Genomic DNA, 12,836 nt, shown 5'->3' on the forward strand with positions numbered 1-12,836 from the left:
GGTTAATAACGGTCGGGATCCAAACCGTTCCAGTTTGCGACAGTTTTCTGGACAATGCGCCCTGGGCACACCCCCATCGGAATGTCTCTCACCATCCAATTCCGGCAAGATGTATTTGACATTATATCATTGATATATATTGTGTATTTTTGAAATAATGTCGAGTTCAACGAGTTTTTACGCGCGAGCCAAACAGCAGCATGCAGAAACGTCATGTGATCGCCCAAAGGCAGTCACTTGAACGCAAACAATTTTTCCGATTGAAATAAAGAATTCAATCACGCGATTTCTATCGTCGTTGCATAAGCGGCAAGCCTTAGCCCCGGAGCACCATGATGACACTCGAAAACGATCCACTTGCCGCATTCTGGATGCCCTTCACTGCGAACCGGGCGTTCAAGGCGCATCCACGCCAGCTAAAATCCGCCAAGGATATGCATTATACCAGCGATGACGGGCGGCAGATCCTTGATGGCACAGCCGGTCTGTGGGCAGTCAATGCCGGCCATTGCCGGACACCCATAATCGAGGCCATCCAGAAAACGGCGGCGGAACTCGATTATGCACCGCCATTCCAGCTCGGTCACCCGCTCGCTTTCGAACTGGCCTCGCGCGTTGCAACCCTGATGCCCGAAAATCTTGACCGGATATTCTTCACAAATAGCGGATCGGAATCGGTCGATACCGCGCTGAAGATCGCACTCGCCTATCAACGATCCATCGGCCAAGGCACCCGCACGCGACTGATCGGCCGCGAACGCGGCTATAATGGCGTTGGTTTTGGTGGAATTTCCGTTGGCGGAATCGTCAATAACCGCCGGCAGTTCGGTACACTTCTGACCGGCGTCGATCATCTTCCGCATACGCTCAATCTGGAGCACAACGCCTTTTCGCGGGGCCTACCCTCATGGGGTGGGCATCTTGCCGATACGCTCGAATCCATTGTAACGTTGCATGGTGCCGAAACCATCGCCGCCGTCATTGTCGAACCAATGGCAGGTTCCACAGGCGTGCTTCCGCCCCCGGTTGGCTATCTTCAGAAGCTGCGCGACATTACGACGAAGCATGGCATATTGCTCATTTTTGATGAAGTTATCACCGCGTTCGGTCGCGTGGGCGGGGCCACCGCTTCAGAGGTTTTTGGCGTAACGCCAGACCTGATCACCATGGCCAAAGGCCTTACAAACGCGGCCGTGCCCATGGGCGCTGTCGCGGTCAGCCGCCATGTACACGACGCCATTGTAGAGGGCGGGCCAGACGGAATCGAGCTTTTCCATGGCTACACCTATTCCGGCCACCCCCTCGCCGCCGCCGCCGGCATCGCAACGCTCGACATCTACAAGTCGGAAGGCTTGTTTGAACGCGCCGCCGATTTAAGCGGCTATTGGGAAGATGCAGTCCACAGTCTGAAGGACAAGCGTCATGTGATCGACATCCGCAATGTCGGTATCGTTGCCGGCATAGAAATTGAGGCTCGGGCTGGTGCTGTCGGCAAGCGCGCGATGGAAGTCTTTCACCGCTGCTTTGACACCGGCCTGCTGATCCGCGTAACCGGAGACATCATAGCGCTTTCGCCGCCTCTCATCCTTGAGAAGGTGCATATAGACGAGATGATTGGGCGTATCGGGGATGTGCTCGAGATGGTGGACTAAAGCGTCAGTACGATCTTACCGACATGGCCTTTGGTCAGAAATGCTTCTTGGGCAGCCACAATTTCGAAGAGCGGGAATGTCTTCGCGACCAATGGTTTAACTTCTCCGCCCTCGATATATCTGATCAGATTGCTGAACACTTCCGGTTCAAGGACGGTGCAGCCGATTAGTGTCAGGTCCTTCAGATAAAGGGTTCGCAGATCGAGGTCGACCACCGGCCCAGCGATGGCACCGGCAACTCCATATCGGCCTCCGCGTTTGAGGACGTTGAGGATCGCCCCGAACTGGGCTCCGCCGACTATATCGACGACGGCATCGAAATGGTCCTGGCCGAACAAGGCCTCAATATTAGCGTCGCGGAAGATAACATGATCAGCTCCAAGATCACGTAACGCCGACGCTTTCTCCACCCCGACTATCGCGCTCACTACTGCGCCACGGCGTTTGGCAAGTTGCACAGCCGCAGAACCAACCCCGCCCGATGCGCCTGTTATCAACACCTGCTCCCCTGCGGCCAGCTTGATACGCGAAAGGATGTTTTCCGCAGTCGCATAAGCACAGGGAAAGCTAGCCAGTTCAGCGTCAGAAAACGGAGAGGTAACTGCAAAAGCATTGCCGGCAGGCACACAGGTGTAATCTGCGAAGGCCCCGTCCACTTCGGAACCGAAATAGCGAATATCATACCGCCCGGTTCCCGGGAGATTGGGCATAATCAAAACGCGTTCGCCGATGCGTGCGGGATCGATATCAGAGCCGACCGCGACGATCCGACCGCAGGCATCCGCGCCTTGGATGCGCGGAAACTGGAACGCCTCGCCCGACCAGCCGTCATCCTCGGCAGATGCAATGCCAGTCGCAGCTCCTGCATCGGTGGCTTCCGCCACGGCTTTCGAATACCAACCGATACGCGTGTTGATATCCGTATTGTTGACACCTGCAGCGCCGACACGGATCAAAACTTCGTGCGGCCCCGGCAATGGAACTGGCACATCATCGCGCAGTTCGAGCTTTTCAAATCCACCATGGCCGGTGAGCAACACTGCACGCATGGTAGCCGGAATGGTCATTCGGCACGATCCAAGCCGAACTGGTTCAAATACCATTTCTGGAATTTGATGACGCTGCCCTCCTGATCCGAATAGCGGCCCGGACGATAGCGGCTGGACATGATGCCGGCCTGATTGTTCTCGGTTATCACCTTGTCTTGCGTTGTTGTGGCATGATAGCCCCAAATCATCTTGTCGATATCAACCTCTGCCTCGGTCGCGCGACCATCGACGAGCCAGATCATTTCGACATCAGATGCAAGCGCCGAACGCGGCGTGAACTGGAACAAGATCACGAAATGATCGTCAGCGACAATTTGGCTGAAAGGGCTGAAACTTAGATGCATACGCCCGCCGTCCGGGGCCGTCCGCTTGCCCATCAATGGCGAGGGGGCAGTGCCATCCTGGGTTTCGGCTGCCCAGCCATCCTTGTTCATCCGTTGCATCATCAAGCGCAGGTGGCTGCTATCCGGTGCATCGTCGATATTTCCAATAGGGCGGCCGAGAGCGGCTGCCTTTTCTTCCCAGGCTTGTACCTTGGGCGCATAAGCGGCGATGGCATCTGCAGGGCCAGAACTTGGACCGGCCCCTACAGCCACAATAGATTCGGCCGCGTGCATCGAACAAAATTCAGGATGCGATGGCACACAATGATAGCATTCAAAGAAATTTTCGATGACCAGCTTCCAGTTGGCCGTGGTCGGATAGCTTCCGGCATGGGCTATGCGGGCATCAGCGATTCCATGATAGTCGAGGATCGGCCCCATATCGCCAAAGGTTGCGTCGAAATCATCCGGTTCATCCTCGCTCATATTGATGAAAATGAGGCCGTGAAAGACACGGACATGGCAGGAAAACAGGCTGTTCTCTGCCTTGTCAAAATCTTCAGGCATCAAGCGAGCGGCGAGCAATTTGCCGTCCAACCCGAATGTCCAGGCATGATAAGGGCAAACAAGCTTGGGCGCATTGCCACTTTCGGCCTGACAAATGGTTGAACCGCGATGTCGGCATACGTTGAAAAAAGCTCGGATGCTGTCTGCATTTTCGCGGATGACGATGATCTGTTCGCTGCCAACGCGAAAGAGGAAATAATCACCCTTGTTCGGAATGCGCGAGACATGACCTGCCAGCAGCCATTTGCGGCTGATAATCTGATCCATGTCGGCATTGAACACGGCGTCACTGCAATAGAATTCCTGATCGAAACTAAAACCAACGCGCGTATTGTTGGCGAGGCGGCTCATAAGTTCAGTATGTGACATCAGATTTTGATCCGGGCGTTTGAGGGGTCATATAGCGGCTTGAGCGAGGCTGTGACGGGATAGCGCACGCCGGCGATCTCGATCTCATAATCATCGGCACCGATTGCGCCGACCACACCGCCATCGGCAGCAGTCACATAGCCCAGCCCGCATGCGCCTCCGAGGCCATGTGTATACATGCCGGAACGAATGTAACCGGCGATACGGTCGCCCTGCCAGATCGGTTCATTATGATAGAGCATGGGGGCGGGGTCCTTCAGCAGGAACTGGACGAGGCGCTGTTTCAGGCCTTCTTCCTTTTGCCTGAGCAAAGCCTCGCGCCCGATAAATCCACCTGGTTTGTCCATCCTCACCGCAAAGCCAAGGCCCGCCTCCAACGGCGTATCCTCATCGGTGATATCATGGCCCCAATGGCGATAGGCCTTTTCCATCCGCAACGCGTTGAGCGCGTGGTAGCCGCAATGTCGGAGGCCGAAAGCGGCGCCGGCGGCGACAATTTCATCATAGACCCCGGTCATGAATTCGGTGGGAATGTAAAGCTCCCAGCCCAATTCGCCGACATAGGTGATGCGCGATGCGCGGACAATGGCATAGCCCAGTTCGATTTCTTGGCTGGTCGCAAAAGGAAAGGCCTCATGCGACAGATCATTGGGGCAAATCGATTGCAGCAACGCACGCGCGTTCGGCCCCATGATAGAGATAACGCCCATAGCCGACGAAACATTGGTTAGCACCGCATTTGCGTCGTCCGGCATATGGCGCTTGAGCCAGTTGAAATCCTTCACCTCGGTTTCTGCGCCCGTCACGATAAGATAGGCAGTTTCGGAGAGACGTGTGACGGTTAGATCAGCCTCAATTCCACCTTTGTCGTTGAGCCACTGCGTATAGACCAGTTTGCCGGGCGCAACATCGACATCATTGGCACAAACACGATTCAGCACTGCACAGGCATCGCGCCCCTCAAGCCGGAATTTGGCAAAGCTTGACTGATCGAACAGGCCGACTGCCTCGCGCACCGCCTTGCACTCAGCGGCATTGGCCTCAAACCAGTTTTGCCGGCCATAGCTATATTCATAACTGGGCGTACTGCCCGGTTCACCGTACCAGTTCGCCCGTTCCCAACCAAAGGCTTCACCAAAGCAAGCACCGGTTGCGGCCAATCGGTCATGCAGTGCGGATTTACGCACACCGCGCGCTGTTTCATATTGCTTAAAGGGGTAATGTGTCGCGTAGAGGAGGCCGAGGCTTTCGGTCACACGTTCGCGCAGATATTTCCGGTTAATCTGGAACGGCATGTTGCGACGGATATCAACGGTCCAAAGATCAGCGGGCGGTATGCCATCGCGAATCCATTCAGCCATCACCTTGCCTACGCCACCCGCCGATTGCAGGCCGATGGAGTTGAGGCCAGCGGCGACAAAACAACCCTTCAACTCTGCACTTTCGCCCAGATGATAGCGCACATCCGGTGTGAAGCTTTCCGGACCGCAGAAGAATTTCTGTATGCCCGCATTTTCGAGCGCGGGCACGCGGCGCATTGCGTCCATCAATAGCGGTTCAAAATGTTCAAAGCTTCCGGCGATTTCATCAAAGCAGAAATCTTCGGAAATACCATCCATACCCCACGGCCGGGCATTGGGTTCGAATGCACCAACGAGCAGCTTGCCCGCGTCATATTTGTAGTAGCCGCAATAATCATAGTCGCGGAGCACAGGCAGTGTGTTGTCGATACCTTCAACGCCTTCGAACAGCACATAATAATGTTCGCAAGCATGCAAAGGCGCAGCGACGCCAATGCTGGCGGCGAGATCCCGTGTCCACATGCCACCGCAGATCACGACAAAATCGGCTTCGATGGAACCTTCTGCTGTTTCTACACCCGTAACGCGATCCCCATTATGGCGGATTTTGGTGACTTTGGTGTTTTCAAATATCTGGGCGCCGCCGGTTCGCGCGCCTTTCGCCAGCGCCTGGGTGATATCGACCGCATTGGCATAGCCGTCGCTGGGGATATGAATGCCGCCAACAACATCATCAACATTGACGATATTTGCCAGTGCCTTGATCTCTTCAGGTGTCACCACATGGACCGGCAAGTCGAAGACCTTGGCCATGGAAGCGCTGCGCTTCAGTTCCTCAAAACGTTCCTGATTGGTCGCCATGGATATGGATCCGCATTGGCGATATCCGGTGGCCTGTCCGGTCTCAGCTTCCAGACCGCGATACAATTCGCCGGTATATTTAGCGAGCTTGGTCATGTTGATCGACGGCCGCAATTGCCCGACCAAACCGGCGGCATGCCAGGTTGTGCCGCTGGTCAGCTGCTTGCGTTCAAGCAGGACAACATCATCCCAGCCAATCTTCGTCAGATGGTAGGCGATCGAACAACCGATGACACCACCGCCGATGATGACAACTTTTGCTTTTTTGGGAAGTTGAGCCACTGAATCAGGCCTTCATCTTTAAGTTATCAATATCATAGGCTGGATGTTCGAGCACTATGCCCTTGCGCCGTTCCCCTTGCAGCATGATCTCAAAGGTAGAACCCGGGACGGCATTCTCAATCGGCACGCAAGCGAAAAACAGGCTTTTGCCTACTCGGTGGCCATAGCCCCCAGAGGTGGTCAGGCCGATGCAGTTATCACCAATCATGCACGGTTCTGCGCCGCGCACATCGACATTGGCGGCGTCGACCTCTCCATAAACGATCCGGAACCTGTCAGGCGCGTCCAACGTCGCCTGTTTGCCGACGAAATCATCCTTCTTGAATTGGATGAAGCGCGGCAAATCTGCCTCGATCATGGTCAGTTCGTTGGTGAGTTCAGAGCCCCAGGCCTTATAGGCCTTTTCCATGCGCATCGCATTGGCGGCATAAAGGCCGTAATTGACGATGCCAAAGTCCTGACCGGCTTCCCACACCGCATCATAGAGCGCTGAGAGATCATCCATCGCAGGGTGTAATTCCCAGCCCAGTTCACCTGCATAGGACACACGCAGCGCGCGGGTCTTTATCCCTGCCAACGTAATTTCCTGACCGCTCAGCCAGCGGAAGCCTTCATTGCTCAAATCCGCATCGGTCAGCTTCGCCAGCACATCGCGGGAGCGTGGGCCATTCATCACCAGCACGCCGAGATCCATGGTCAGGTTGCGCAGGGTGACATCTTCACCGGACAGCTTGCTCTGCACCAGCCAGTCCCAGTCGCGCTGCTCGGCCGCAGCGGCGGACAGGCAATAAAAATGATCATCTGCCAGGCGCGTCACCGTCATTTCGCCATGGATGCGGCCCTGTCGGGACAATAAGTGCGCCAGCGCAATTCCCCCCTGCTTTTTTGGCATGCGGTTTGCGCAGATACGGTTCAGAAATGCTTCGGCATCGGGCCCGGTCACATCATATTTGGCAAAGCCGGACAGATCCAGAACGCCGACACGCTCCGCCACTGCCGCAACTTCGGCGGCGACGGCGGCAAAGCTGTTCGTGCGCTGATAACCGCCTTCTTCTTCCGCGCCATCGAGTGCGAAATATTTGGGACGCTCCCAGCCATAAGTCTCGCCATAAACCGCGCCTGCCACCTTCAACCGTTCATAGACCGCGCTGGTCTTTTGTGGCCTGCCATCGGGCTCTTCCTCGCCTGGGAGCCTTGTGGTGAAGGTCATCCGGTAATCAAGGAAGACCTTGTCGCGACTGTAATTTTCATCCGCATAGGGGCCGTATCGGCGGGGATCGAATTCGGCCATGTTGATCTCGGAATCGCCCTCAACGATCCATTGCGCCAGATATTTGCCTGCCCCGCCCCCTTGGGCGATGCCAAAGCTGGTACCGCAACAATGCCAGAAATTGCGAAGCCCCACAGCCGGGCCCAGGAGTGGGCCACCATCGGGAGTATGCGGAATCGCGCCATTGACGAAACGGCGAAGGCCGACTTCGCCAAAGATCGGCATGCGCTCGATCGCGCGCTCAAGCCATGGAGCAATCCGTTCCAGATCCTCGGGAAACAGCTCGCTGGTCGAATCCCATTCGGGATGGCCGCCGCGCGCGGTCCAGGCTTCGGCAAGGCCGACATTTTCATATACGCCGATCAGCCCGCTCTTCTGTTCTTGCCGGAAATAACCCGAGACGTGCGGGCAGCGCATGACGGGAATTTCCTCGTCGCGCTGCTGAAAAGCAGGAATGGGATCGGTCACGACATAATGATGTTCCATGTTGGTGACCGGAATGTCGATGCCGGCCATTTGCGCGACCTGCCGCGCATAACAACCCGCCGCATTCACAACGATTTCGGCGCGGACCGTTCCTTGCTCGGTTTCCACGTCCCACTCTCCACTGGGCAACTGGGTCAGGCCCGTCACGCGATTCTTGCGGACAATCTTGGCACCCATATTCTTGGCCCCGATCGCCAAGGCATTGCAGATGCCCGACGGATCAGCATGGCCATCTTCGGTTGTCCGCGCACCGGCAATGACGCCATCCAAAGTCATGAATGGGTTATATTTCAAGATTTCCTCGGTCGGGATAATCTCCATCTCGAACCCGATGATCTTTGAAAAACCTTGAATGTAGCGCATCCATGCAAGCTCGCGCTCGTTGGTCGCCAGGCGGATGCCGCCCGATTTGTGCCAGCTGACATATTGCCCGGTCAGCCCCTCTAACTGCGGATACAGCCAATTGGAGTAAGCATGCATCTTCGCCAGATTGAAGCTGCCGGTTATGTTGGGGCATTGGCCCGCAGCGTGCCATGTCGACCCGGACGTCAGTTCATCCTTTTCGATCAGAAGGCAATCGGTCCATCCGAGTTCAGCGAGATGATAGAGCAGCGATGCTCCCATAATCCCGCCGCCAATGATCACAACTCGCGCCGATGTTTGCATTTACCCCTGCTCCTCATGGCAAAAACTTGACCATCATTAGTCTGCAAAACACGCTGGTTACAAATGGGGATTATCGCGCCATTGGTTCAAAAAATTTTCGGGTTGCGCTAATCCATCTTTGGCAGCACAGCTCAGAAAATTCTTGGGGGACAGATAAATGAAGGTCGCGGTAGTAACCGGTGCAGCGCAAGGAGTCGGGCTTGCGACGAGCGAACTTTTGGCGGATTCTGGATATCATGTGGTGATGACAGATGTGCAGCCGCTTGACGATCAGTTGGCGAATCTGCGCTCTGGAGGCAGACAATTATCCGCAATTTCTGGCGACATATCCGATTCCGGCTTTGTATCGGAACTCGCCTCGAAAGTTCAGCGGGACAATGGCGGCGTGGATACTTTGGTAAACAATGCCGGCATTAGCCTGATCTGCCCGGCTGAAGAAACGAGTATTGACCAGTGGCAACAGGTGATCTCGATCAATCTGACCGCCCCCTTCTTGCTATGTCAGGCCTTCGGGAAGCAGATGCTCGATCGTGGCAGCGGCAGCATCGTCAATGTCGCATCCATCGCAGGCCTGCATGGCGTGATCCATCGCACCGCCTATAATGCTTCGAAACATGGCCTGATCGGACTGACCCGGACCTTGGCTGCAGAATGGGGTGGTCGTGGCGTGCGGGTAAATGCGGTTTGCCCTGGCTGGATAAAAACCGAAATGGATGCCCGCGACATGGGTTCCGGAGCTTATAGCGACGACGACATCATCAATCGCGTTCCCCAAGCGCGTTTTGCCCGTCCGCAAGAGGTGGCCCGCGCAATCGCATTTCTTGCAGAAAGCGATGGTTTTATAAATGGCGTGAGCCTTCCCGTCGACGGGGGTTGGACTGGCGATGCCAGCTGGGATGCATTGCGGATCAAGACGCGTCGGCCGGCGACCGGTGACCGGTGACCATAACAAGCTTTAAAAGGGCCCCTTCGTCGCGTTGAAACCAACGCGGCGCAAACAATTGGCTCACGTCACGACATAGTCACAATATACAGGCATCAGTAAAGTCGGTAAGTCCGATAGACGCAGAAACGGGTAAATATGGCATCCCTTACGATCCCCTTCCCGGCCGCAGCGCCTCGCGATTATGCACTTTGTGCATTAAGGACGTTGTGGATTGCAGTGGCACTGATGCCCCTGTTACCGCTCCACTTGCTTTGGCGTATCCTCAAACTGCCATCGCCTTGGGCGATGCTCTTTATGCGCATCTCCGCCCGCGCGCTGGGCGCCAAGGTAAGGGTTCACGGCAAAGCGTTGCGCAAGGACGTATTTTTTGTTTCAAACCATATTTCGTGGCACGATATTCCGATCTTGGGCGGGGTCACCGGAACGGCCTTTGTTGCTCAGGATGGGGTGCGCAAGTGGCCGATCATTGGTTGGCTCGCGGCACAAAACCGCACAATTTTTATTAGTCGAACCGAAAAACAGACCGTCGCTGATCAGATAGCCGAGCTTCGCGATGCGATCGCAGAAAACTGGTCGGTCACGCTTTTTCCGGAAGGAACCACCTCCGACGGGCTCGGTCTATTGCCATTCAAACCATCGCTTTTCGCGACACTGGCACCGCCGCCAAAGCCAATGCTCATCCAACCCGTTTTGCTCGACTTTGGTGATGCAGGTCCGGAAATCGCATGGCTGGGCGAAGAAACCGGCTGGGAGAGTGCATGGCGCGCATTTACCCGACCGGGGAACTTTACCGTCAATGTGCACTTCCTTGAGCCCTTTGATCCCGCCACGCAGGCTGACCGGAAAGAAGTGTGCGCCGAGGCCCGTTCGCGGATGCTAGCTGCAATGGCATAAGCTCTAGCGGCCCAGTCGAACCAAAAGCGCTCCTCCACCAGCGCTTAAGAATGAATCATACCGTAAAATCGACTGGGCAGGATTACAGACAGCGATTAAAGCGATAGCCGACAATCAGGCTTGGCAGGCGGTTGCCTGACCAGATCAAAAAAGGGGGAGTTTTTTCGATGCCATTATCGCGCGAGGCCGCAACTGCACTGATCGAGCGTTATTATGCCGCCTTTAACGCGGGTGACCATGAAGGCATATTGGCCTGCCTCGCAGACACAGTCGTGCACGATATCAATCAGGGCGAACGAGAAACGGGCAAAGATGCTTTCGCAGCATTTCTCAACCGCATGGATGCCGCCTATTCCGAGCAGCTGAGTGACATTGTCATCATGGCCAATGATAGCGGCACGCGCGCAGCAGCGGAATTCATCGTGCATGGCGTCTACAAGGCCGCAGACGAAGGCCTGCCGCCAGCGCATGGGCAGCGCTACGAGCTTCCAGCGGGGGCATTTTTCGATCTGGATGGTGAACTGATCGGGCGCGTTTCGGTCTATTACAATCTCACAGACTGGATTTCGCAGGTTTCATGAAGCCGGTTGTCCGCAGTTTGCTGAGACCCGAAGACCGGCTGGCGGCCATTCCGCAACTGGCGGCGTTGCGCATAGCGGTGTTTCGGGATTGGCCATATCTGTATGACGGCACAGTCGAATATGAAGCAGAATATCTGCACGAATTCGCCAATGAGCCCGGATCGGTTCTGGTGATTGCCGAGCAGGATCAGCAGATTGTGGGAGCGGCAACGGCATCACCCATGGCTTCACAAAAGGCCGAGTTTCGGGATGCTGCGTGCGCGCATGGCATGGATGTCGACAGGCTTTTTTATTTCGGCGAATCGGTATTGCTGCCTGCGTGTCGCGGCATGGGCATTGGTCATGCATTTTTCGACGCAAGAGAGGCTGCTGCCCGTGCTGCAGGAGCCACAGCCGCGACCTTCTGCGCCGTCATACGGCCCGACAATCACGCTATGCGGCCAACAGATCCGCGCGACCTAGCGCCGTTCTGGAAGTCGCGCGGCTATATGCCAGTTGAGGGGCTGACCTGTGATTTTGACTGGAAAGATATCGATCAATTGAATGAAACCAGCCACCCGATGCAATTCTGGTCGCGTTCATTGTGACCGGAACAATCAAAGTTGCGGCCGCGCAATATCCAATAGAAGCTGTCGCTGATTTCGCCGATTGGCAAACGAAAGTCGGTCGCTGGGTCGAGAATGCTACATTGGCAAGATCAAATCTGCTGCTGTTCCCTGAATATGCGGCGATGGAACTATCAGCCATCGAACCGTCAACAGCAGGAGACCTGAAAGGGTCGCTACAGACAGTTATCTCCGCAGCAGAGGCTGCAAATGCCCATTATCGCGCGCTTGCGATGCGTTTTGGGGTCACGATATTGGCGAGCAGTATGCCGACGATGCTCGGCAATGGTCGGGTTGTGAACCGTGCCACGCTTTTCGTTCCCGACGGCCGATCCGGCTATCAGGACAAAATCGTGATGACCCGATTCGAACGGGAACAATGGGATATCAGTGGCGGCGAAACACTGCGCCTGTTTCGAACCACGCTTGGTCCGATTGGCATTTCCATTTGTTACGATGTCGAGTTTCCAATGATCGCACGCACGCAAGCCGAAGCTGGCGCCAAGATCATACTCGCCCCATCCTGTACCGACACAATGCAGGGCTATTGGCGAGTGCGCATCGGCGCACAAGCGCGCGCATTGGAAAATCAGTGCTTTGTCATTCAGGCCCCGACGGTTGGTATGGCGCCTTGGTCCGTCGCAGTGGATGAAAATTATGGTGCCGCCGGTATATTTGTGCCCCCTGATGGCGACAGCCCGGATGATGGTGTTCACGCCTTGGGCAAGGAAGGCGAAAGCAGCTGGCTCTATTCCGAAATCGACCTTGCGCGGGTCCCGTTATGGCGAAAAGACGGTGCCGTGCGGCCTTTCAGCCATTGGCCGGAACAGTTTATCGGGCAACCGCAGACAAGCCTGCCCGTAGAGATTGTTCCTCTGGACTAGGCAATCTCAGCTTTATCGCAAAAATTTTGACCCCTTTTGCCAAATTTTTCAATTGTGGCGGGGGTGCGGAAGGGGCTTAACCATCTCATAATGGCGGGAA

The 12,836-nt window shown here is 55.7% G+C and carries 10 protein-coding genes; 6 read left to right on the forward strand and 4 right to left on the reverse strand.

All coding sequences use genetic code 11. From position 1 onward, the window contains the following. Positions 1-332: 332 nt before the first annotated feature. Complete coding sequence (locus tag RSE16_14025; protein ID WRH75798.1) at positions 333-1,652, forward strand: aspartate aminotransferase family protein; 1,320 nt, start codon at positions 333-335, stop codon at positions 1,650-1,652. On the opposite strand, the gene RSE16_14030 is transcribed toward RSE16_14025, so the two are convergent. The 4 genes from RSE16_14030 to RSE16_14045 are packed head-to-tail and all read right to left on the reverse strand — an operon-like array spanning position 1,649 to position 8,826. Further along, positions 1,649-2,719: an alcohol dehydrogenase family protein gene (locus RSE16_14030; protein WRH75799.1), complete on the reverse strand. Its 1,071-nt coding sequence runs from the start codon at positions 2,717-2,719 to the stop codon at positions 1,649-1,651. The two genes, RSE16_14025 and RSE16_14030, sit on opposite strands and share 4 nt — an antisense overlap. Further along, the gene (locus RSE16_14035; protein ID WRH75800.1) at positions 2,716-3,960 is read right to left on the reverse strand and encodes an aromatic ring-hydroxylating dioxygenase subunit alpha; all 1,245 of its coding nucleotides are present in this window, start codon (positions 3,958-3,960) and stop codon (positions 2,716-2,718) included. Before RSE16_14035 ends, RSE16_14030 begins: the two co-directional genes overlap by 4 nt. Continuing rightward, complete coding sequence (locus tag RSE16_14040; protein WRH75801.1) at positions 3,960-6,404, reverse strand: FAD-dependent oxidoreductase; 2,445 nt, start codon at positions 6,402-6,404, stop codon at positions 3,960-3,962. The genes RSE16_14035 and RSE16_14040 overlap by 1 nt, the downstream gene beginning before the upstream one ends. A gap of 4 nt (positions 6,405-6,408) precedes the next feature. After that, the gene (locus RSE16_14045; protein WRH75802.1) at positions 6,409-8,826 is read right to left on the reverse strand and encodes an FAD-dependent oxidoreductase; all 2,418 of its coding nucleotides are present in this window, start codon (positions 8,824-8,826) and stop codon (positions 6,409-6,411) included. A 157-nt stretch (positions 8,827-8,983) separates the two neighbouring features. On the opposite strand from RSE16_14045, the gene RSE16_14050 reads away from it, so the two are divergent. The 5 genes from RSE16_14050 (at position 8,984) to RSE16_14070 (ending at position 12,736) form a co-directional block, all read left to right on the forward strand. Beyond that, entirely contained in the window at positions 8,984-9,769 is a 786-nt protein-coding gene (locus tag RSE16_14050) for an SDR family oxidoreductase (GenBank protein ID WRH75803.1), read from the forward strand. Between the two features lie 228 nt (positions 9,770-9,997). Further along, positions 9,998-10,666 carry a lysophospholipid acyltransferase family protein gene (locus RSE16_14055; GenBank protein WRH75804.1) on the forward strand — a complete coding sequence of 223 codons (669 nt, stop codon included), beginning with the start codon at positions 9,998-10,000 and terminating at the stop codon, positions 10,664-10,666. A 167-nt stretch (positions 10,667-10,833) separates the two neighbouring features. After that, the gene (locus RSE16_14060; protein ID WRH75805.1) at positions 10,834-11,247 is read left to right on the forward strand and encodes a ketosteroid isomerase-related protein; all 414 of its coding nucleotides are present in this window, start codon (positions 10,834-10,836) and stop codon (positions 11,245-11,247) included. After that, positions 11,244-11,834: a GNAT family N-acetyltransferase gene (locus RSE16_14065; protein ID WRH75806.1), complete on the forward strand. Its 591-nt coding sequence runs from the start codon at positions 11,244-11,246 to the stop codon at positions 11,832-11,834. The genes RSE16_14060 and RSE16_14065 overlap by 4 nt, the downstream gene beginning before the upstream one ends. Then, positions 11,831-12,736 carry a carbon-nitrogen hydrolase family protein gene (locus RSE16_14070; protein WRH75807.1) on the forward strand — a complete coding sequence of 302 codons (906 nt, stop codon included), beginning with the start codon at positions 11,831-11,833 and terminating at the stop codon, positions 12,734-12,736. The genes RSE16_14065 and RSE16_14070 overlap by 4 nt, the downstream gene beginning before the upstream one ends. Positions 12,737-12,836: the final 100 nt, after the last annotated feature.

Origin of the sequence: Sphingobium sp. (genome assembly GCA_035196065.1) — a bacterium.
Lineage (GTDB): Bacteria > Pseudomonadota > Alphaproteobacteria > Sphingomonadales > Sphingomonadaceae > Sphingorhabdus_B > Sphingorhabdus_B rara.

What these genes read in the sequence shown, in the direction of transcription:
- RSE16_14045 (WRH75802.1), bottom strand. Translation starts at nt 8,826, where the DNA reads ATGCAAACATCGGCGCGAGTTGTGATCATTGGCGGCGGGATTATGGGA.
- RSE16_14030 (WRH75799.1), bottom strand. Translation starts at nt 2,719, where the DNA reads ATGACCATTCCGGCTACCATGCGTGCAGTGTTGCTCACCGGCCATGGT.
- RSE16_14060 (WRH75805.1), top strand. Translation starts at nt 10,834, where the DNA reads ATGCCATTATCGCGCGAGGCCGCAACTGCACTGATCGAGCGTTATTAT.
- RSE16_14050 (WRH75803.1), top strand. Translation starts at nt 8,984, where the DNA reads ATGAAGGTCGCGGTAGTAACCGGTGCAGCGCAAGGAGTCGGGCTTGCG.
- RSE16_14035 (WRH75800.1), bottom strand. Translation starts at nt 3,960, where the DNA reads ATGTCACATACTGAACTTATGAGCCGCCTCGCCAACAATACGCGCGTT.
- RSE16_14025 (WRH75798.1), top strand. Translation starts at nt 333, where the DNA reads ATGATGACACTCGAAAACGATCCACTTGCCGCATTCTGGATGCCCTTC.
- RSE16_14065 (WRH75806.1), top strand. Translation starts at nt 11,244, where the DNA reads ATGAAGCCGGTTGTCCGCAGTTTGCTGAGACCCGAAGACCGGCTGGCG.
- RSE16_14055 (WRH75804.1), top strand. Translation starts at nt 9,998, where the DNA reads ATGCCCCTGTTACCGCTCCACTTGCTTTGGCGTATCCTCAAACTGCCA.